At 69.7% G+C, this 19,958-nt stretch carries 20 protein-coding genes and 1 pseudogene; 5 read left to right on the top strand and 16 right to left on the bottom strand.

The window, feature by feature from the left end:
- Positions 1 to 44 precede the first annotated feature (44 nt).
- Positions 45 to 3,203, top strand: a complete 3,159-nt coding sequence (locus C1J00_RS18155) for a DUF1349 domain-containing protein (protein ID WP_102910121.1) — start codon at positions 45 to 47, stop codon at positions 3,201 to 3,203.
- 292 nt (positions 3,204 to 3,495) lie between these two features.
- Here C1J00_RS18155 and C1J00_RS18150 read toward each other — a convergent pair whose 3' ends face one another.
- The gene (locus tag C1J00_RS18150) at positions 3,496 to 3,936 is read right to left on the bottom strand and encodes a VOC family protein (RefSeq protein ID WP_102910120.1); all 441 of its coding nucleotides are present in this window, start codon (positions 3,934 to 3,936) and stop codon (positions 3,496 to 3,498) included.
- A 322-nt stretch (positions 3,937 to 4,258) separates the two neighbouring features.
- Between C1J00_RS18150 and C1J00_RS18145 the strand changes: the two genes are divergently transcribed.
- The 3 genes from C1J00_RS18145 (at position 4,259) to C1J00_RS46810 (ending at position 5,730) form a co-directional block, all read left to right on the top strand.
- Complete coding sequence (locus C1J00_RS18145; RefSeq protein WP_245936386.1) at positions 4,259 to 4,633, top strand: winged helix-turn-helix transcriptional regulator; 375 nt, start codon at positions 4,259 to 4,261, stop codon at positions 4,631 to 4,633.
- 330 nt (positions 4,634 to 4,963) lie between these two features.
- On the top strand, positions 4,964 to 5,578 hold the full coding sequence (locus tag C1J00_RS46815) for a carbonic anhydrase (RefSeq protein ID WP_342751721.1): 615 nt from the start codon (positions 4,964 to 4,966) through the stop codon (positions 5,576 to 5,578).
- Positions 5,467 to 5,730, top strand: coding sequence for a carbonic anhydrase (locus C1J00_RS46810; RefSeq protein WP_245936387.1), 264 nt, complete (start codon positions 5,467 to 5,469; stop codon positions 5,728 to 5,730). Before C1J00_RS46815 ends, C1J00_RS46810 begins: the two co-directional genes overlap by 112 nt.
- 122 nt (positions 5,731 to 5,852) lie before the next feature.
- On the opposite strand, the gene C1J00_RS18130 is transcribed toward C1J00_RS46810, so the two are convergent.
- The 5 genes from C1J00_RS18130 to C1J00_RS18110 form a co-directional block, all read right to left on the bottom strand.
- Positions 5,853 to 6,815, bottom strand: a complete 963-nt coding sequence (locus C1J00_RS18130; RefSeq protein ID WP_102910117.1) for an electron transfer flavoprotein subunit alpha/FixB family protein — start codon at positions 6,813 to 6,815, stop codon at positions 5,853 to 5,855.
- Positions 6,816 to 6,831: 16 nt separating this feature from the next.
- Positions 6,832 to 7,281 (bottom strand): AMP-binding protein, encoded by a 450-nt coding sequence (locus C1J00_RS18125; RefSeq protein WP_102910116.1) that lies wholly within the window; start codon positions 7,279 to 7,281, stop codon positions 6,832 to 6,834.
- Positions 7,282 to 7,376: 95 nt separating this feature from the next.
- Positions 7,377 to 7,892: a hypothetical protein gene (locus C1J00_RS18120; protein ID WP_219728350.1), complete on the bottom strand. Its 516-nt coding sequence runs from the start codon at positions 7,890 to 7,892 to the stop codon at positions 7,377 to 7,379.
- Positions 7,856 to 8,041 (bottom strand): hypothetical protein, encoded by a 186-nt coding sequence (locus C1J00_RS18115; protein WP_180989591.1) that lies wholly within the window; start codon positions 8,039 to 8,041, stop codon positions 7,856 to 7,858. The genes C1J00_RS18120 and C1J00_RS18115 overlap by 37 nt, the downstream gene beginning before the upstream one ends.
- Before the next feature lie 221 nt (positions 8,042 to 8,262).
- The gene (locus C1J00_RS18110; protein ID WP_245936384.1) at positions 8,263 to 8,550 is read right to left on the bottom strand and encodes a fumarylacetoacetate hydrolase family protein; all 288 of its coding nucleotides are present in this window, start codon (positions 8,548 to 8,550) and stop codon (positions 8,263 to 8,265) included.
- 107 nt (positions 8,551 to 8,657) lie between these two features.
- Here C1J00_RS18110 and C1J00_RS47670 point away from each other — a divergent pair, with 107 nt between their 5' ends.
- Positions 8,658 to 8,792, top strand: coding sequence for a hypothetical protein (locus C1J00_RS47670; RefSeq protein ID WP_281262762.1), 135 nt, complete (start codon positions 8,658 to 8,660; stop codon positions 8,790 to 8,792).
- A 192-nt stretch (positions 8,793 to 8,984) separates the two neighbouring features.
- Here C1J00_RS47670 and C1J00_RS18105 read toward each other — a convergent pair whose 3' ends face one another.
- The 10 genes and pseudogenes from C1J00_RS18105 to C1J00_RS18060 all read right to left on the bottom strand — a co-directional run bounded on the left by C1J00_RS18105 (position 8,985) and on the right by C1J00_RS18060 (position 19,243).
- Entirely contained in the window at positions 8,985 to 11,540 is a 2,556-nt protein-coding gene (locus C1J00_RS18105; protein WP_102910115.1) for an excinuclease ABC subunit UvrA, read from the bottom strand.
- Between the two features lie 253 nt (positions 11,541 to 11,793).
- Positions 11,794 to 12,435 carry a LutC/YkgG family protein gene (locus tag C1J00_RS18100; RefSeq protein ID WP_342751719.1) on the bottom strand — a complete coding sequence of 214 codons (642 nt, stop codon included), beginning with the start codon at positions 12,433 to 12,435 and terminating at the stop codon, positions 11,794 to 11,796.
- Positions 12,435 to 13,925 carry a LutB/LldF family L-lactate oxidation iron-sulfur protein gene (locus C1J00_RS18095; RefSeq protein ID WP_102910114.1) on the bottom strand — a complete coding sequence of 497 codons (1,491 nt, stop codon included), beginning with the start codon at positions 13,923 to 13,925 and terminating at the stop codon, positions 12,435 to 12,437. Before C1J00_RS18095 ends, C1J00_RS18100 begins: the two co-directional genes overlap by 1 nt.
- Positions 13,922 to 14,662 (bottom strand): (Fe-S)-binding protein, encoded by a 741-nt coding sequence (locus C1J00_RS18090; protein WP_102910113.1) that lies wholly within the window; start codon positions 14,660 to 14,662, stop codon positions 13,922 to 13,924. The genes C1J00_RS18095 and C1J00_RS18090 overlap by 4 nt, the downstream gene beginning before the upstream one ends.
- A pseudogene (locus C1J00_RS18085) lies at positions 14,653 to 14,850 on the bottom strand (amidohydrolase family protein); the annotation flags it as partial. The gene C1J00_RS18090 and the pseudogene C1J00_RS18085, both read right to left, overlap by 10 nt.
- A gap of 86 nt (positions 14,851 to 14,936) precedes the next feature.
- Positions 14,937 to 15,248, bottom strand: a complete 312-nt coding sequence (locus tag C1J00_RS18080) for an L-rhamnose mutarotase (RefSeq protein WP_102910112.1) — start codon at positions 15,246 to 15,248, stop codon at positions 14,937 to 14,939.
- Positions 15,245 to 16,273, bottom strand: coding sequence for an aldo/keto reductase (locus tag C1J00_RS18075; RefSeq protein WP_102910111.1), 1,029 nt, complete (start codon positions 16,271 to 16,273; stop codon positions 15,245 to 15,247). The genes C1J00_RS18080 and C1J00_RS18075 overlap by 4 nt, the downstream gene beginning before the upstream one ends.
- On the bottom strand, positions 16,270 to 17,043 hold the full coding sequence (locus C1J00_RS18070) for an SDR family NAD(P)-dependent oxidoreductase (protein WP_102910110.1): 774 nt from the start codon (positions 17,041 to 17,043) through the stop codon (positions 16,270 to 16,272). Before C1J00_RS18070 ends, C1J00_RS18075 begins: the two co-directional genes overlap by 4 nt.
- Entirely contained in the window at positions 17,040 to 18,377 is a 1,338-nt protein-coding gene (locus C1J00_RS18065; protein WP_102910109.1) for an enolase C-terminal domain-like protein, read from the bottom strand. Before C1J00_RS18065 ends, C1J00_RS18070 begins: the two co-directional genes overlap by 4 nt.
- A gap of 14 nt (positions 18,378 to 18,391) precedes the next feature.
- Positions 18,392 to 19,243 carry a fumarylacetoacetate hydrolase family protein gene (locus C1J00_RS18060; RefSeq protein WP_102910108.1) on the bottom strand — a complete coding sequence of 284 codons (852 nt, stop codon included), beginning with the start codon at positions 19,241 to 19,243 and terminating at the stop codon, positions 18,392 to 18,394.
- Positions 19,244 to 19,958 lie beyond the last annotated feature (715 nt).

The raw sequence follows: 19,958 nt of genomic DNA, 5'->3' as shown, positions 1-19,958 counted from the left end.
CCCACGCACACCACGGGCCCCCTGAACCTCCCGGAAGGTGTCACATGCGAACAACCCGCATACGTCCCACGGTTCCTGGCCGTCTCAGGTCATGGCTGGCCACGGCCGCCGTCCTCACCGCCTCGACCGCGGCAGTCCTCACCCAGGCCGGCCCCGCCTTCGCGGCCGGAACGACGCTCTACGCCGCACCCAACGGCTCCGGCACCGCCTGCTCGTTGAGCCGGCCGTGCTCCCTCACCCAGGCCAAGACCAAGGTGCGGGCGATCAACAACTCCATGACACGCGATATCACCGTCGAGCTCGCCGACGGCACCTACCGGCTCTCCGCTCCGCTCGCCTTCACCTCGGCGGACTCCGGAACAGGCGGCCACACGGTGAACTGGAAGGCCGCGCTGGGCGCCCACCCCGTCATCACCGGAGCACAGAAGGCCACCGGCTGGACCGTGCAGGACTCGGCCAAGAACATCTGGAAGAGCAACGTCGGCACCGGCTTCGACACGCGCCATCTGTCCGTCGAGGGCGTCATGGCCACCAGGGCCCGCACCGAGGTTCGCCGCTCGGACCTGACCGCGACCACCAACGGCTACACGTTCACCAGTGGTTCCCTGAGCTACCTCAACAGCCTCGCCCAGCCCGGACGGACCGAGATCCACGGCGTCGGGTCCTTCACCGACCGCTACGCCCCGGTGACCGGCATCAGCAACGGCACCATCACCATGGCCCAACCCTCGTGGAACAACAACACGTTCGGCTACGACACCCTGACGAGCCCCTTCCGGGCCGGCCCCCTCTACATCGAGAACGCCTACGAACTGCTCGACTCGGCCGGCGAGTGGTACCTCGACACCGCTGCCGGCACCCTGTACTACAAGCCGCTCCCCGGGCAGGACATGGGTGAGGCCGACGTCGAGGTGCCGAAGCTGGAGTCGCTCGTCAGCGTCGGAGGGACGTACTCCTCCCCCGCCACCCACATCGCCTTCTCAGGGCTGCAGTTCTCGGGCACCAGTTGGCTGGACCCCACCGACCACGGCTACGCCAGCCAGCAGACCGGCGCGTACCTCTCCGGTACCTGGGACCGCCCCTCGGACGCGCTGACCTCGTGTCAGAGCGGCTGCCGGCTCTTCGAGGCGGCACGCCCTCACTGGAAGCAGATGCCCTCCGCCGTCCAGGTCTCGGCCGCCGACCACATCACGTTCACCGGTAACCGGTTCACCCAGCTCGGACAGAACAGCCTCGGCATCGGCAACGACGCCAACGCCCACAGCACCGGCGTGGGACTCGGCGCCCGCAGCATCACGGCGACCGGCAACGTCTTCACCCAGAACGCGGGCGGCGGCATCGCCGTCGGCGGCGTTCGGGCGGACGCGCACCACCCCAGTGACAGGCGGATGACCAACCGGGACATCACGCTGACCAACAACCTCATCCATGACGTGGCGCTGGAATACCGAGACATGTCGGCCATCCTCGTCACCTACGTGAACGGCGCGACCATCTCGCACAACGAGGTCTACAACCTGCCCTGGTCCGGCCTCACCATCGGCTACGGCTGGGGGGCCAACGACATCGGCGGCAGCCAGGACTACGTCAACCGGGGCCTGTACAACTACCAGCCCGTCTACACGACCGCGACCACCGCCGCGAACAACCACGTCACCGACAACTACATCCACGACCTCATGCAGCAGATGACCGACGGCGGCTGCCTGTACACCCTGTCGGCGTCACCGGGCAGCACCTTCGAACGCAACTACTGCCACAGCAACAACGGCTGGTTCGGCTTCTACCACGACGAGGGCTCCCGGGACTTCACGGACACCAACAACGTCTTCCGGAACACCGGCGAATGGGGCCATGAGAACAGCAACGCGACCAACAACACCGGCGGCCTGACCCTGACCGACAACTGGACGAACAACAGTCACGCGAACATCACCAACACCAACGGCCGCGGTGACGTGGTCAGCGGCACCGTCGTCGTCAGCGACGGCAACTGGCCGCCAGCGGCCAAGAAGGTCATGAACAACGCCGGTATCCAGCCCCGGTACCGTCCGCTGACCACCGACCCCGTCAGCTCCCCCCACAGCACCTACTCGTCCACCCCGGCCAACACCGGCCAGAGCGGCGGCCACTTCACGATCACGGACGCGGGCGAGGGCATCCGGCGTGCCGGCGGACAGCGGGAAGACGAGTACGGCACCGTCTTCCGGAAGGGGGCAGCTGTCGACGGCACGTCGGTGACCGCCCGGGTCGACCATCTGGACAGGACCAGCAGCCGGGCCGCGGCCGGTGTCGTCCTGCGCAACGACCTCACGGACGACGGCTCCTCCCCCGGATACGCGGCTGTGGTGGTGACCCCGAACAACGGCGTCAGCTTCCAGCGGGACTCCGACGCCGACGGCTACCTGGACAAGCTCACGTCCACCGCTGCCACCGTCAAGGCACCGGTCTGGTTGCGGCTCACCCGCACGGCCACCCAGGTGTCCGCCTACTACTCCACCGACGGATCCACCTTCGCTCAGGTGGGCTCGACGGTGACCCTGCCGTCCATGGCGACCACCCAGGATGCCGGTGTCATCCACACAGCCCACAGCACCACCGTCGGCAGCGCGACATTCAGCAACCTGCGCATCGTCACCTCTCCCTACAAGGCATACAGTTCGATTCCGGCCGCCGTCAGCCAGAGCGGCGGAGTGACCTCCCTGACCGGCGCGGGCATCGACGTATGGCGCTCCGGCACGGCATACGACGACGAGTACTCCGCCGCCTACCGGACGGGGGCCGCTGATACGTCCTCGACCGTCACCGTCCGCGTCGCCGGTCAGGACAAGACCAACAGCTGGGCCAAGGCCGGCCTGATGCTGCGAAACAACATCGCCTCCGCCGGCTCGTCCACCGGGTACCTCGTCCTCGCCACCACCCCCGGTAACGGAATCGCCCTGTCGTCGGACTCCAACGGTGACGGCTACCTCGACACCAACACCGTCAAGACCGGAAGCGCCACCGTCGCCCCGGTCTGGCTCCGCCTGGTCAGGAGCGGCACGTCGGTCACCGGCTCCTACTCCGCCGACGGCACCACCTGGACCACTGTCGGCACCGCGACACTGACCGGGGCGAGCAGCACCCTGGACGCGGGCATGTTCTCCACGGCCCACGCCGGAACCATCGGCACCGCGACATTCAGCCAGTTCTCTGTCAGCTGACGCAGCGGTTCGGGTCACGATCTCCGAGATGGGTTCCGCGTGCCGGTGCGACCTCCGCACCGGCACGCGGAGCGCCGTCATGTCTGGCCGACCTGGGTGCGGCATGGCAACGCTCACGCGGCATCGACGGTGCAGCACCCCCCGTTCTACGGCCGGGCTGGGAGGCGGAGCCCAAGTGGGTCCTTGGCGACGTGGGCCAAACGGGTCACGTCACGGGCCGGCGGATCCTGGCTGACCGGGCGGTTCACAGCCTCGATGATCTCGTTCGGCTGCCTGGTTGGGTTTCTCCTTCTCAGCGCAGTTGCTCGGCCAGGCCGACGATGATGCCCTCCGGGCCGCGGAGGTAGCAGAGCAGATGGCTGTCCTCGAACCGGGCGATCTCGCCGACGAGTTCGGCGCCGTGAGGGCGCAGGCGGGCAAGAGTGTCGCCGAGGTCGTCGACGGCGAACATGACGCGGTGCGTGCCCAGAATGTTGTGCGGCCGGTTGCGCGGCCCGGCGCTGATCGCCGCGGGGCTGCGGTACTTCGCCAGCTCGAGCCGGCTGTGCCCGTCCGGGGTCCGGACCATCGCGATGTCACAGCGGACGCCGTCGAGTCCGGTGCACTGGTCGGCGACGCGGCCCTCGACCTGCGCCCTGCCCTCCAGCTCCATGCCCAGTTCCACGAAGAACGCGACGGCGGCATCCAGGTCCTCGACGACGATGCCGACGTTGTCCATCCGCTGAATCGCCATGCTGGCTTCTCCTTCTTCCTCGTGCGGCCGGTGGTGGCCGCTGATGTCCCTGGGACGGAGCCGGTGGCACGTTCTCGACATCCTCAGACGAACTCCGAAGAGAGACATCTGTGGCGGGCATCAATGAGTCCCTCGGTGTATGGCGGTGAGAGGGCCTCCACCTCACGAGTCGCTCCAGATCAGCCCGTCGCGACGGCTGCCGGAGAAGGGGTGGGCACCGGGCTGGTGCCAGACGACGTCTTCGGTTAAAAATACTACTTGTCGGGTCCTATAATTACCGACAGCAACAGTCGCCTCATCGCAACCAATCAGGACGTGTGACGTGCCAGAGTTTCCGGCCTTCGATGTCATGACGGCGACTTGCCCGTCCCGTACCTCGCTCGCCCGCATTGCCAACAAGTGGACGGCCATGGTGGTCATCGCGCTCAGCACGGGTCCCATGCGCTTCCGCGACCTGCGCACCGGCGTCGACGGCATCAGCGCCAAGGTCCTCACCGAGACGCTCCGGGACCTCGAACGCGACGGAATCGTCACGCGGCACGTGTACGCCGAGGTCCCGCCCCGGGTCGAATACGAGTTGACCGCACTGGGGCGCACCTTGTACGTCCCGCTTCAGGCGCTGGGCCACTGGGCCGAGGAACACTTCACCGAGGTGCTCGCGGCACGCGAGAGCTACGACGCCCGCCGGCGACCGTGACTTGTTCCGCGGCCTCGCCGCCCTGAAAACGGAGGAGGCCGGCACCGTCGAGCAATCCGGCAGCACTCCCATGGCCTTGCAGCCCCCCCATGACGCCCGCGGCGGGGGCCTCTCCCCCATCCCGGCTCAGGAAGCGGCCCCGGCGGCCGGTGTCAAGGACCGCCGGGGCGATGCTGCCGCCCGGGCACTCGGGGGGATCGGACTCCGGGCGGCAGTTCAAGGGACGCCGCCCATCGGCCTTTTGTATCGCGTCACCTGTCCCCTGATTTAACGAGGTGTCTCAATGCGCTCGGGGGGAATCCGGCGTGAGAGCGAAGGAAAGAACGACCAATGTCTACAGCTGGACATCCACTCCGCAGAACCATTCTCACCGGGGGGTTGGCAGCCACCGCTGCCGTCCTCTCCGGCTGCTCCTCGAAGACGGAGGCAAAGGAAACAGGAAAGGCGGCAAACGCAGCGGCAACGACCGCCCCGCCGGCTGCGGGTGCCCGCCCGTCCTCCCCGTGGGGTGCGTTCTCACGGCTGATGGACGGCAACAAGCGCTGGCAGGAGGGCGACCTCAAGCATCCCGACCGTGACCCCGAGCGGCGGGAATTCGTTGCCGCGGAGCAGGATTCTTTCGGAGTGATCCTCTCGTGCATCGATTCCCGGGTACCGCCGGAGCTGCTCTTCGACTCCGGACTCGGCGATCTGTTCGTCATGCGCACCGGCGGCCAGGTTGTCGACTCGGTGGTCATCGGTTCCGTCGAGTACGGGTCCATGACCTCCGGAACTCCCCTGATCGTCCTCCTCGGCCACCAGCGCTGTGGTGCCGTCAAGGCTCGTACGAGGCCATGCGCGACGGAAAGAAGCTCCCCGGCCACCTCCAGTCGATCGCCGACGCGCTGCGCCCTGCGTACAAGGAGACCGTCAGGGAAAAGCATGACGACCCGGTGGATGCCATGACCCGTATCCACGTCAAGCAGACCTCCGCCGCTCTGCGGTCCAACAGGGATCTCGGCCCGCTCGTGAAGAAGGGCTCGCTGGCGGTGGTCAGCGCCTATTACTCGCTCGACTCCGGCCGGGTGGAAGTGCTCACCGGAGCGCCCTCCGCGTGACCTGATGTTCGTCCGACCGACTCCGCCGGGGCATTCGCACCACGCCGTAGCGTCGGCGGAGTCGGTTGACGCACCAGCGAGACGTCGATCTCACTGATCCCGTCCCGTGTGTCTTCCCTTGATCAGGCGTGCGCGGCCCGGATCTCGTCGGTGAGGGCGGGGACGACGTCGAAGAGGTCGCCGACGACGCCGTAGTCGACGAGGTCGAAGATCGGGGCCTCGGCGTCCTTGTTGACCGCCACGATCGTCTTCGAGGTCTGCATACCGGCACGGTGCTGGATCGCGCCGGAGATGCCGTTGGCGATGTACAGCTGCGGCGAGACGGACTTGCCGGTCTGGCCGACCTGGTTGGTGTGCGGGTACCAGCCGGCGTCCACCGCGGCACGCGAGGCACCGACAGCGGCACCGAGGGAGTCGGCCAGGGCCTCGATGACCGCGAAGTTCTCCGCACCGTTGACGCCACGGCCACCGGAGACCACGATCGCGGCCTCGGTCAGCTCCGGACGGCCCGTCGACTCACGCGGGGTGCGGCCGGTGACCTTGGTACCGGTGGCCTGCGCCGAGAAGGACACCGACAGGGCCTCGACCGCGCCTGCGGCCGGAGCCGGCTCGACGGCGGCGCTGTTGGGCTTGACCGTGATGACCGGCGTGCCCTTGGAGACACGGGACTTGGTGGTGAAAGAAGCGGCGAACACCGACTGGGTGGCCACGGGACCGGAGTCGCCGGCCTCGAGGTCGACGGCGTCGGTGATGATGCCGGAGCCCAGACGCAGCGCCAGACGGGCGGCGATCTCCTTGCCCTCGGCGGAGGACGGCACCAGCACGGCGGCCGGGGACACGGCCTCGACGGCGGCCTGGAGGGCGTCGACCTTCGGTACCACCAGGTAATCGGCGTACTCCGACGCCTCGTGCGTGAGGAACTTGACCGCGCCGTGCTCGGCGAGCGCGGCGGCGGTGTCACCGGCGCCGTTGCCCAGCGCGACGGCGACCGGCTCGCCGACGCGGCGGGCCAGGGTCAGCAGCTCAAGGGTGGGCTTGCGGACGGCGCCGTCCACGTGGTCGACGTAGACGAGAACTTCAGTCATGAATCCTTGACCTCTCTCAGATGAACTTCTGGCCCGTGAGGCTGCATCCCTCGTCCAGGCACAGACGGGTGACGTCCGGCGGTACGGTGCCGTCGTCGGCGAGTTTGGCGGCGCAGGTGGCGTTTGTGACAAGGAGGTCCGCCCCCGAGTCGGCCAGCAGGTAGGCGATCTCGGGAGGCGTGGCCGCCCCGTTGACCGGGACGAACACGCCTCCGATGCGGGACGTGGCGTACATCAGGACGAAGACCTCCGGGCGTGAGGCACCCGCGTAGGCGACGACGCTGCCCGGCCCGGCACCGTGCCGGCGCAACTGCCGCGCGGAGGCCACGATCCAGTCCCGCAGCTGCCCGTAGGTCCATGCGCGGTCACCGAACTCCAGCGCCGTGCGATCGGGGTGCAACTGGGCGCGGCGTTCCAGCAGATGGCCCAGGCGGAACATGGGGCGTGGTCGGGTAGGGCCGGTCATGGCGGCATTCCTTTCAGGCGTGGCGGCCGGTGGCGCCGGGTCTGCTTCGGGGGTCGGTCACGTCGGTGCGGATGACCGTGGGGTCGTGCGGTCTGTCAGGCATCGGCCGGCTCCGTGGTGGCAGGGGCGTCCGGCCGGTTCCCCTTGATCAGGACGACGGTGACCACCGCCGTCGCGATCGCGCACAGCCCGACGATCAGGTAACCGAGCGAGTAGGCGTTGCCCAGGGCGTGGAAGGCGGTGTCCTTGAGCGGGTTGAACGGCACGGTCGAACCGTCGGGCAGGGCGACGGTCTCGGGGACGACGTTCGCGCCGAGGGGGCCGGAGTTGACGGCCGCGATAGCGCCCTCCACGGTCTCCCGCTGCGCCGCCGGGGCGGTCGCCGCCGAGGCGTTGAAGGTGTCCAGGGCCTGGCCCAGGGCCGGGTCCGACGCGACCTTGTCGCTGATCTCGTGCGCCGCCCGGCTGAGGGCGATCGCACCCACGACGGCCGGGCCGAGGGTGAACCCGAAGTCGCGCAGCAGGCTGGTCCAGCCGGCGGCCATGCCGGCGAGGTTGTGCGGCACGGTGTTGATCACCACGGCGGTGACCGCGGACAGTACGAACGCCAAGTGGTCCAGTTGCTCAGGATGTTGGCCAGGTCGGGCACGATGTTCACGGCGTGTACGGCCACCCGGACATCGCCGACTCCGGGCGCCGGTACGGGAATCCGCTCGATCTTCATCGGCTCGCCGACGTGGTGCATTCGCGCTGCGCGCATGGTCGAAATCATGGCCTCTCCTCAAGGGGGCGAAGTTGTCTCCGGGTACGGCAGGGCCGAACACTGGGTGGGTTCGGGGGTGCTGTCGGCCGCTGCCGCCGCGGTCTTCCGGTGGTTCCACGGGCGGCCCATGGGGCGGGTGACGGCGAGGGGCCGTCGGAGCCGAGCCAAGGGCGCGTGAACAGTGGGCGAACCCGCCACTGGTGGGTTCTTACGTGTCATCAGCGGCTGATCGGATTGCGCATCGTACCGACCCCTGCGACCTGGGTCGTCAGTGTCATCCCGGGCTCCAGGTAGAGCCTCGGCGTGCGCCGGACCCCGCAGCCGGCCGGGGTGCCGGTGAAGACCAGGTCGCCCGGCTCCAGGGTCACGTACCGCGACAGCCAGGAGACCAGTTCGGGGACGCTGAAGATCAGGTCGGAGGTACGGCCGCGCTGGACCTCCAGGTCGTCGACCCAGCCCACGACCTCGATGTCGTCCGGGTCGTCGAACTCGTCGACGGTCGACATCTGGCGGGCGTGTCCAGCCTGATCAAGCTCGCCACCCCGACCTGTGTGCCGCCGACCGGCGCGCCGCACTGGTCACCGTCACACCGGCGGGATGCTACGCGATCGACATGATGTTCCCCCGCCAGCTGGCGACCGAGGCCGAGTTGCTCGACAGTCTCGGCGCGGAGCGCGAGCGGGTGGTGGAAGCGCTGAATCTGCTGGAGAAGGCCCTTCAGCAGCGGGTGGCCGGGCAACGGGCCTGACACCCGCGGTCGGCGGCCGACTGCTCTGCAGCCCACTGCCCCTGAGCACGAAGGACCGCCCGTCGCATGCGGTCGGCCGGCCTCGTTGAGGCGCCGCCTCGGCACCATCGGACCGCGGAACCCCTCCCTGCTGGGCGGGTCCGGATGAGGCAAAGAGGCGTGCCCGACAGCCAGGGCTCGACCCGGCTCGGTTCACCTCTTCGTCGGGTGCAGATGGTGGCTGAGATAGCGGGCGGTGACGCTGTGCGGATCATGTGCAAGGTCGTCGGGTGTTCCGGTGGCGATGACGGTGCCGCCGGCTGTGCCGCCTCCGGGGCCCATGTCGATGACGTAGTCGGCGTTGGCGATCATGTCCAGGTCGTGTTCGATGACGATGACGGTGGCGCCGTTGTCGCCCAGTCGCTGGAGGACGTCCAGGAGCGTGCGGATGTCGAGGGGGTGGAGCCCGACGCTGGGTTCGTCCAGGACGAAGAGGGTGTCGGACTGGTTCCGGGTCAGCTCGGTGGCGAGCTTCAGCCGCTGCGCTTCGCCTCCGGAGAGGGCCGGGGTGTCTTCGCCGAGGGTGAGATATCCGAGTCCGAGGTCGATGAGGGCTTGGAGCCGCGTGCGCACCCGGCGGATGTCTCCGACCTGCTCGATCGCCTGCCTGACGGTGAGGGCAAGCAGATCGGGCAAGGAGACTCCATCGCCCGGGTTTCCTGGACCCCGGCGGAGGATGTCGGCGGCTGCGGGGGCGTACCGGGTGCCGTCACATGCGGGGCAGGGGATGTCGACGTCGGGCAGGAACTGAACATCGAGGGAGACCTGGCCGGTACCTTCACAACGGGGGCAGCGCAGGGAGCCGGTGTTGTAGGAGAAGTCCGCGGCGGTGAGCCCCCGCTGCTCGGCCGCATCGGTGGCGGCGTAGGTGCGGCGCAGATCGTCGAGGATGCCGCTGTACGTGGCGACGGTGGAGCGGACGTTGACGCCGATGGGAGTGGCGTCGACCGTGTTCACCCGGGTGATCGCCTGCGCGTCCACCGCGGCCACATGGCCAGGCAGCGCTCTGCCCGCGGCTTTCGCCTGGAGGGCGGGAATCAGGCTTTCGAGGATCAGTGTGGTCTTTCCCGATCCGGACACGCCGGTCACGGCGGTCAGGCGGCCCCGCGGGATGTCGACGTCCAGGGCGTGCACGGTGTGCAGGGGTCGGGTGGACAGGTGGATGCGGCCATGGTCGAACATCTCGTCGCGGTCGGCCCGTTGCCGGACGAGGACGGGTTGGCTGCCGGTGAGGAACCCACCGATCAGGGAGTCGGGGTCCTTGCCGAGCGTGGTGACGTCGCCGGTGGCCAGGACGGTCCCGCCTTCGGTTCCGGAGCCGGGGCCGATCTCGATGAGCCAGTCGGCTTCGCGCAGGACCTGGACGTCATGGTCGACGAGGACCACTGAGTTGCCGTCGCGGAGCAGGTCGCGCATGACGCCCAGCAGGCCGTCCACGTTCGAAGGGTGCAGGCCGATGGAGGGTTCGTCGAGGACGTAGAGCACGCCGGTGGTCTGGTTGCGTACGGCGCGGGCCAGTTGGACGCGTTGCCGCTCACCGGTTGACAGGGTGGAGCTCGCCCGGTCCAAGGCCAGGTAGCCGAGGCCGAGTTCGACCAGGCGGCGGGCGGTCTCCAGCAGGGTGGCGACGATGTTCCGTGCCATCGGGCGCATCTCGGACGGCAGGGCCTCCGAGAGGGTCGGGGCCCAGGCGATGAGCTCGTCGAGCGTCTTCGCGGTGGCTTCGGCGAGGTCGATGCCGTCGACGAGGGTGGCGCGGGCCTGCTCGCTGAGCCGGGTGCCGTGGCAGCCCGGACACACCTGGGCGCTGATGAACCTGTTCACACGGTTCAGCCCGCGTTCGGTGGTGGCATTGTTCAGGGCTTCCTCGACGGCCCGGCGGGCGTTGCGGTAGGTGAAGTCGAGCTCGAAGAACTTGCCGTTCTTGGACCGGACACTGATGTGCCGCTGCTCCGTGGGGCCGTGCATGACGATGTCTCGCTCGCGGGCGGTCAGTTCCGAGTACGGCACGTCGGTGCGCACCCCGAACTCGGCGACGACCTGCGGCATCACCGTCAGCCCGAACATCGACCACGGGGCCACCGCTCCCCCGGTGATGGTGCGTTGTGGATCGGGGACCAGAGCCGCTTCGTCGACTTCCCGGACCGTGCCGGTACCGGTGCACTGCGGGCATGCGCCGTCCGAGTTGAAGGCCAGCGACTCCGCGCCCGGCGGGTAGAACGTCACCTCGCACACCGGGCAGGTCAGGTCCAGTCCCGCGGCGACGTCGATCGTCGGGTCCTGCCGGTGGCCGTTTGGGCACAGGTGTGATCCCAGCCGGGAGAACAGCAGGCGCAGCACGTTGAGCAGCTCGGTCGACGTGCCGAAGGTGCTGCGCACCCCGGGCACGCCGGGCCGCTGCCGCAGGGCGAGGGCCGCGGGCACGTGCTCCACGCTGTCCACCGACGCACGCGGTGCCTGCGCCATGCGTCGGCGGGTGTACGTGGACAGCGCCTCGATGTAGCGCCGTGAGCCCTCGGCGTACAGCACCCCCATCGCCAGCGACGACTTCCCGGAGCCGGACACCCCAGCCACCGCGACGAGTCGGCGCAGCGGCACCGTCACGTCGACGTTCTTCAGGTTGTGGACCTTGGCCCCGTGCACCTGGATGGACAGCGGCGGATCCGCCGCGCCCCGACCTCGTGCGCCCGGTGCCTCGTCGTACGCCATCGCGCTTCTCCCTCCTGAGCGTGTCGTCCGAGGGTCTTCGGCTTCCGGAACAGCCGAGTGCTCGCAGCGTCCGCCGGACCAGCGTACACGGAACATGAATCTCCGGAAGTTACTTCCGTGGAAGTGATACATGGGGCAAGCCGAGTCATCACTTTCCCCGTCTTGCCCTGGGTGACGCCGCCGCACCAGCGGGTGCCCACGCCGGCTGGCTCAGGACCGAATCGGGCTTCGTACGGTCCCGGCGCGCCGTCGGCTACGCGTCCACCACCACGACGATGTCGAGAGTCCTGGGCCCGTGCACGCCCTCGACACGGTCCAGTTCGATGTCGCTGGTGGCCGAGGGGCCCGAGACCAGAGTCAGCGGCCGGTACGGATCAAGCAGGCGCAGTGCCTCAGGTACGTCGGGAGCGATCTGGTCCGCCCGCACGACGCAGATGTGCTGGTCCGGAAGCAGGGTCAGGACCCGCCGCCCCTGGCCCGGACCGTGATCCAGGGTCACGGTGCCGGTGACGGCGATGGCGGTGGCGACGGTGGTGATCACGGCGTCCGCCTCGTCGAGTTGTCCGATGCTCAACGGTGGGACATCCGCCAGCCGCGACCATGGCCCCTCTGGGACCAGGCCCTCGGGAAACCCGGGCGGCACCACCAACGACCGTGCTCCGGTGCGAGCCAGCGCGCGGCCCACGGCCTCCGCGACATCGGCCGGCGGAACACGGACCACCGTGGCGCGGTACTCGGCGGCACGGTCGGCGAACATCCCGACGACGTCCGGTCCCGCGTGGTCGACGCGGCGACCGTGTGAAAGAGGTGTGGCGTCGGGGCTCTCGGAACCAGGAACGCCGGACAGCGCCCCCCGAATCGCATCCAGGACGGTCTCGCGGCCGTTCATCGTCATCACTTCCCCTCCGCCTTCGTACGGATGTCCTCGCTCGTGGGCGTTCTCGTACGGCGCCACCAGGCACGCAGGGACTCGCGGGCCGGAGCCGGGGTGTCCCGAGTGGCGGACCAGCGGGCGAACGGACCGGGCAGGGCACCGATCCGGCCGTCACGGGCCACCAGCCGGGACGCCCCGGCGGCCAGCCGCTGTACGGCGGCCAGCCGCCGCGGTGAGCCCAGAACGGCACCCAGAGCCTTCATGACGAGTGCCTCGGGGGTGGGGAACAGCCGGTCCCGGCGTTCGGCCTCCACAGCCTCGGCGCGCAGATGGACCAGCACCTCGGGGATGTTGATCTTCACGGGGCAGGCGTCGTAGCAGGCGCCGCACAGGGTCGAGGCGAAAGGAAGCGAGGCCGCGTGCTCGACGCCGACGAGCTGCGGGGTCAGGACGGCGCCGATCGGACCGGGGTAGACGGAACCGTAGGCATGGCCCCCCGTGCGCTCGTAGACCGGGCAGACATTGAGGCACGCCGAGCAGCGGATGCAGGCGAGGGCCTGGCGGCCCACCTCGTCGGCGAGAGTGGCGGTGCGGCCGTTGTCGAGCAGCACCAGGTGGAAGTTCCGGGGGCCGTCGCCCTCGGTGACGCCGGTCCACAGCGAGGTGTACGGGTTCATCCGCTCGCCGGTCGACGAGCGGGGCAGGAGCTGGAGGAACACGTCCAGGTCGGCGAAGGACGGCAGGACCTTCTCGATGCCCATGACGGTGATCAGGGTCTCCGGCAGGGTGAGGCACATCCGCCCGTTGCCCTCCGACTCCACGACCACGACCGTTCCGGTGTCGGCTGTCGCGAAGTTGGCGCCGGAGACGGCGACCTTGGCCCGCAGAAACCTCTCCCGCAGGTGGAGTCGGGCTGCCTCGGCGAGGTCGCGGGGCTCGGCGGTGAGGCCTTCGGGAGCCGGCGCGCCCCACTCACCCATCTCCCGCTGGAAGATCTCCCGGATCTCGAAGCGATTGCGGTGGATGGCGGGTACCAGGATGTGGGACGGCCGGTCGCCGCCGAGTTGCACGATGAGTTCGGCGAGATCGGTCTCGTAGGCGCGGATGCCCGCGTCCGCGAGCGCCTCGTTGAGGCCGATCTCCTGGGTCGCCATCGACTTGACCTTGACGACCTCGCTCTCGCCGGTCGCCTCCACCAGACGGGTGACGATGCGGTTGGCCTCGGCGGCGTCCGCCGCCCAGTGCACGACTCCGCCCGCGGCCGTGACCGCCTTCTCCAGCCGCAGCAGATGGTGGTCGAGGTGGCGCAGGGTGTGGTGCTTGATCGTTGCGGCCCTCTCCCGCAGTTCCTCCCAGTCCTCCAGTTCGGCGGCGACCGCCAGCCGCCTGTCCCGGATGGTGCCGGTCGCGCGGCGCAGGTTCGCCCGCAGCTGGGGGTCGGCGAGTGCGGTGCGCGCCGCCTCGGGGAAGGCCGGTGTGCCCAGCCATACGACATTGTCCGCACCGCTCATCGCACGTCACCTTCCGTGGAGGCCAGGATCTCGGCCAGGTGCATCGTGCCGACACCGGTACGGAGCCGGGACAGGCCGCCGCCGATGTGGGTGAGGCAGGAGTTGTCGCCCGCGCACAGGAACTGGGCGCCGGTGTTCTGCACATGGCGCATCTTGTCGGCGAGCATGGCGTTGGACACGTCGGCGTTCTTCAGCGCGAAGGTGCCGCCGAAGCCGCAACAGGACTCGGCCTCGGCAAGTTCGACGAGGTCGATGCCCTTCACCGCGCGCAGCAGCCTGAGCGGCCGATCGCCGACGCGGAGCATGCGCAGCGAGTGGCAGGTCGGATGGTAGGTGACGCGGTGGGGGAAGTGCGCGCCCACGTCGGTGACGCCGAGGATGTCGATGAGGAGTTCCGACAGCTCGTACACCGTCGTCACCACCTGCTCGACCGACTCGGCGAGGGCGCTGTCGCCGTACTGGGCTGCCACGACGCGGTGGTGGTCGCGCACCATGCCCGCGCAGGATCCGGAGGGGGCGACGACGGCGTCGTAGCCCGCGAAGTTCTCGGCGAACCGGCGGACCATGGGCAGGGTCTCGGGGCGGTAGCCGGTGTTGAAGTGCATCTGACCGCAGCAGGTCTGCCCGGGCGGGAACTCCACGGTGTGTCCGAGGCGTTCCAGCAGTGTGGTCACGGCGCGACCGGTGCGGGGAAACATCGTGTCGTTGAAGCAGGTGATGAAGAGGGCTATGCGCATGGGGTTTCCTGAGGCGGGGCCGGCCGTGGGGTGACGGACAGGTCGTAGGTCCGCACGGCCGTGCCGGTGAAGACGTCGTGCCGCTCGGCCGGGCCGAGACCGGCCGTCAGCTCGCGCAGGGCGGCGGTCACTTCGGCGTACGTGGTGGTGAGCCGGCATACGGGCCAGTCGGAGCCGAACATCAGCCGCCCGTCGATCCAGTCCCGGCCGCGGACGGACAGGTCCCACACATGGTGGTGGGTGTCCACCATGCCGGGCCCGGTCTCCGCTGCGGTCACAGTTCCCACACCAGCGGCAGCGAGGCGTCCGCGCCCTGTGCGGAGTAGTCGTGGACGACGTCGAGCAGGTCGGCCATCCGGGCCTGCCAGGCGATGTTGACGGGCAGCTTGTCGAGTTCGGCGATCATTGCCCGGTAGTCCTCGACCTCCAGCAGGTGGAACAGGTCCGTGCCGCTGCGCCAGATGGTCCACTCCCTCGCCCCCGCGGCGCGGATGGCGGCGGTGAGTTCCTCGGGCACCTCCCGGTGCGCGGCCTCGTACTCCTCGATGCGGTCGGCGCGGACCTTGGTGTGCAGGGCGACCTTCATGACGGCTCCTTCGACGGCATGGCTTCCCCGCTCGGCGCGGCCGCGGGGACAGGGGTGTCCGGATCCAGCAGGCCCTCGGCGCGCAGCTCGTCCCACAGGGTGTCCGGAATCGGGCGCCGCAGTTGCTCCACCGTGTCGCGTACCTCCTGGGGGGAGCGCGCCCCGGTCAGGACGCTCGCGACCGCGGAATGGCCGAACGGGAAGCGCAGCGCGGCGGCACGCAGCGGCACGCCGTGGCGTTCGCAGACCGCGAGGAGCCGTAGCGCCCGGTCGAGGACCGGCTGCGGAGCGGGTGCGTAGTCGTATGTGGCTCCGGGGCGGGGGGCCGTCAGCAGCCCGGAGTTGAACACCCCGCCGATGACGACACTCCGGCCACGAGCGGCTGCCTCCGGAAGCAGTTCGGCGAGCGAGTCCTGTTCCAGGAGGGTGTAGCGGCCGGCCAGCAGCACCACGTCGATGTCTGTCTCACGCAGGAACCTGGCGGGCAGGGCGGACTGGTTCATGCCGACGCCGATCGCTCCGATCACGCCTTCGGCCCGCAGTCGCTCCAGCGCCGGGTACGCTTCGCGCAACGCCTGGTCGGCGTGGTCGTCGGGGTCGTGCAGCAGGGCCACGTCGACGCGGTCGAGGCCGAGTCGTTCCAGGCTGGCCTCCAGGGAGCGCAGCACTCCGTCGGCGCTGAAGTCCCAGACCCTGCGGTGGCCGGCGGGGACGGCGAAGCCGTGGGCGAGGTCGTCGCCGGCGCCGCCCTCCGGGTCCGGGACGAGAAGCCGGCCCACCTTGGTGGAGAGGGTGTAGGTGTCACGGGGGCGGTCGCGCAGCGTGGCGCCGAGCCGCCGTTCCGACAGACCGAGACCGTAGTGGGGGGCGGTGTCGAAGGTGCGGACACCGGCGTCCCAGGCCGCCTCGACGATGGCGTGGGCGGCCTCGTCGGTGACCGGGTGGAAGAGGTTGCCGAGGGCGGCGCAGCCCAGCGCCAGTTCCGAGACCGGTACCGCGCTGCCGCCGAGCGTGGTGGTCCTCACGACCGGTCCACCGGGCGCAGCCGCAGTCCCTGCATGCCGCCGTCCACCGCGAGCGCGGTGCCGGTGACGGATGCCGCGGCCGGACTGGCCAGGTAGACGATGGCGGCGGCGACCTCGTCGGCGGTGACCAGGCGTCCCAGGGGCTGGCGGGCGTTGAGGGCCGCGCGCTCCGCCTCGGGATCGTCGGCCGCGTCCAGCAGCCGGGAGACCCATGGTGTGTCGGCGGTGCCGGGGTTGACGCAGTTGACGCGGATGCCCTCGCGGACGTGGTCGGCGGCCATGGCGAGGGTCAGCGAGAGGACGGCGCCCTTGCTGGCGGAGTACAGGGCGCGCTGCGGCAGTCCGGCGGTGGCGGCGATGGAGCACGTGTTGACCACGGCCGCGGTGCCCGGACGGGCAGCGGCAGCGCGGCGCAGGTGGGGCAGGGCGGCGCGCGTGGTGCGCACCATACCCAGGACGTTGACGTCCAGGACCCGGTGCCACTGTTCGTCCGGGTTGTCCTCGACGGTGCCCACCGCGCCGATGCCGGCGTTGTTCACGAGGATGTCCAGCCCGCCGAGCCGCTCGGCGGCCAGATCCACGGCGGCGCGCACGCCGACACCGTCGCTGACGTCGGCCTGGAGGCCGAGCAGCGGTTCGCTGACGCCGCCCGGATCGAGATCGAGCACGGCGACCGCCGCGCCCTGCGCGGCCAGTGCGCGGGCCGCGGCGAGTCCGATGCCGGACGCGCCCCCGGTGACGACGGCCCTGAGCCCTGTCAGACCGGTCATGCCGCCTCCTCCCGTCCAGCGAGGTCGGCCGCCCAGAAGGTGCCGTCCGGGTAACGGTATGCGGCGAGGGACCCGGGGTGCATGGTGGCGGAGAAACCCGGGGTCAGCGGCGCGGTGTAGTGACCGTCGCGCATCACCACGGGCGCGGTGAAGTGCTCGTGGAGGTGGTCGACGAACTCGATGACGCGGTTCTCGGTCGTGCCGGACAGCGCCAGGTAGTCGAACATCGACAGATGTTGCACCAGTTCGCACAGGCCTACGCCGCCGGCGTGCGGGCACACCGGCACCTTGAACTTCGCGGCGAGCAGGAGGATCGCGAGGTTCTCGTTGACGCCGCCGACACGTGCCGCGTCGATCTGGAGGACGTCGATGGCGCCGACCTGGAGGAGCTGCTTGAAGACGATGCGGTTCTGGACGTGTTCGCCGGTGGCGACCTTCACCGGGGCGACGCCCCGGCGGACGGCGGCGTGGCCGAGGACGTCGTCGGGGCTGGTGGGTTCCTCGATCCAGTACGGATCGAACTCGGCGAGCGCGTTGGTCCACTCGACCGCCTCGTCGATGTTCCAGCGCTGGTTGGCGTCGATGGCGATGCGGATGTCCTCACCGACGGCGGCGCGGGCGGCGCGCATACGGCGGACGTCGTCGTCGAGGTCGGCGCCGACCTTGAGCTTGATCTGGGTGAAGCCGTCGGCGACGGCCTGCTTGGCGAGCCGGGTGAGTTTCTCGTCGGAGTAGCCGAGCCAGCCCGGTGAGGTGGTGTAGCCGGGGTAGCCGCGCTCCAGCAGGTCGGCCTCGCGCTCCGCGAGCCCGGTGCGCCCCTCGCGCAGCAGTCGGAGGGCGTCCTCGGGGGTGAGGGCGTCGGTGATGTAGCGGAAGTCGACCTGGGAGACCAGCCACTCGGGGTCGGCGTGGGCGAGCAGCTGCCACAGGGGCTGCCCGGCGCGCTTGGCGGTCAGGTCCCACACGGCGTTGACGACGGCGCCGATGGCCATGTGCATCACGCCCTTCTCGGGGCCGAGCCAGCGCAGCTGACTGTCCCCGATCAGGTCGCGGCTGACCGAGCCCGGGTCGGCGCACAGCTCCTCCACCGAGCGGCCCACGAGGTGGGGCCGCAGGGCTCCGATGGCGGCGACCTGGACGTCGTTGCCGCGCCCGATGGTGAAGGTGAAGCCGTGGCCCTCGTGTCCGTCGCCGGCGTCGGTGCGCAGCACGACATAGGCGGCGGAGTAGTCGGGATCCGGGTTCATGGCGTCCGACCCGTCCAGTTCCCGCGAGGTGGCGAACCGGATGTCGTAGGTGTCGACCGCTGTGATCCGGGCGGGGGTTGTAGTCAAGGTGGTGCTGCCTTTCACGCTTGGGCGAAGGTCTGACGCTGGCTGCCGAGGCCGTCGACAGAGAGTTCGACGGTGTTGCCGGGGCGGAGGTATGGGGTGCCGGGCAGGCCCAGGGCGACGCCCGCGGGTGTACCGGTGTTGATCACGTCACCGGGCTCGAGGACCATGTGACGGCTGAGGTACGACACGATGTGGTCGACCGGGAAGATCATGTCGCGGGTGTGGCCGTCCTGCCGCTTCACGCCGTCGACGCTCAGGTGCAGGCCGAGGTTCTGTGGGTCACCGACCTCGTCGGCGGTGACCAGCCAGGGGCCGAGCGGGTTGAAGGTCTCGCAGGACTTGCCGAGGTCCCACTGGGAGGAGTACTCCAGCTGGAATTCTCGCTCGGAGACGTCATGGCTGACCGCATAGCCCGCGATCACGGCCCGCGCGGCGTCGGGGCCGTCGAGGTAGCGGGCCCGTCGTCCGATGACGACCGCCAGCTCGACCTCCCAGTCGGTCTTGACCGAGCCCCGCGGGATCAGCACCTCGTCGTAGGGGCCCACGACCGTGCCCGGGTCCTTCATGAAGACCACCGGGCGGGGCGGGATCGCGGCACCGGTCTCGGCGGCGTGGTCGCGGTAGTTCAGCCCGACACAGATGATCTTGCCGGGGCGGGCGACGGGGGCACCGATCCGCAGGCCGTCGGCGTCGAGCTCTGGCAGTCCGCCCTCCGTGACGGCCGCGCGGGCCCGCTCCACTCCCCCGGAGGCGAGGAAGTCGCCGTCGATTTCCGAGGCCACCGAGGACAGGTCCAGCAGCCGGCCGTCGTCGGTGCGGACCGCGGGTCGCTCCTCGCCGGGGGCACCGACTCGTAGCAGTTTCACTGGGACTCTCCCTCGCCGTGCGCGTTTCGTCTGAGGGGTGGTCGGCCCCGGAGCTGGGCCGCCTGCGGTGCGCCGGGCCGGGACCTGCAGACGGGCTTCCCTCAGCCGCCCCTGAAGTCATCGGATGAATGGCGGCACAGTGAGACTAGATGCGGAGTTCGCACCTGGCAATGGATTCCTCGGATGTATTGCTCATCGCCCTTGCTGGCCAAGGGTGCACGGAGGCAGCTCCCCCCTGGTCAGGCGTGACCGTGAGGTCGGCACGGGATCTGCCATCCGATGAATCGGAGGAGGGGCCACAAGGTCATCTCCACTGGTGAGAGCCTCGGCGACAGACGTACCACTGGCCCGCTCACAGCGCGAGACAGCCCGTCCGGGCGCCCGCACGCCCCCTTCGCCGCCGACCCAGGCGGCTCCGTTGTCGAATTGTGAGCTGCCGCAGCGCCTCACCGGTCACCAGGACTCTGCAGCTCGCAAGGGGTATCAGCACGGGGTCCCGCGGTCGGGCCAGCGTCTCGGCGCCCTGCGGCGCGACGTCCCGCAAGTCTCTGGCCGCGAACCCTTGTCAACGTCGGCAACGTCGTCGTAACGTCCTCGATGTCCGGGATACATCGGAGGAATGGCCGCATCATCCAGTGCGCCAGTTCGTTCGGTCGCATCCGTGTGGTGGCTCCGCCCCGCCTCCTCGGAGCCCGGCTGACCCTCACACCCCACC

The organism is Streptomyces cahuitamycinicus, assembly GCF_002891435.1.
GTDB lineage: Bacteria > Actinomycetota > Actinomycetes > Streptomycetales > Streptomycetaceae > Streptomyces > Streptomyces cahuitamycinicus.
This window is presented reverse-complemented; position numbering and strand designations above follow the sequence as displayed.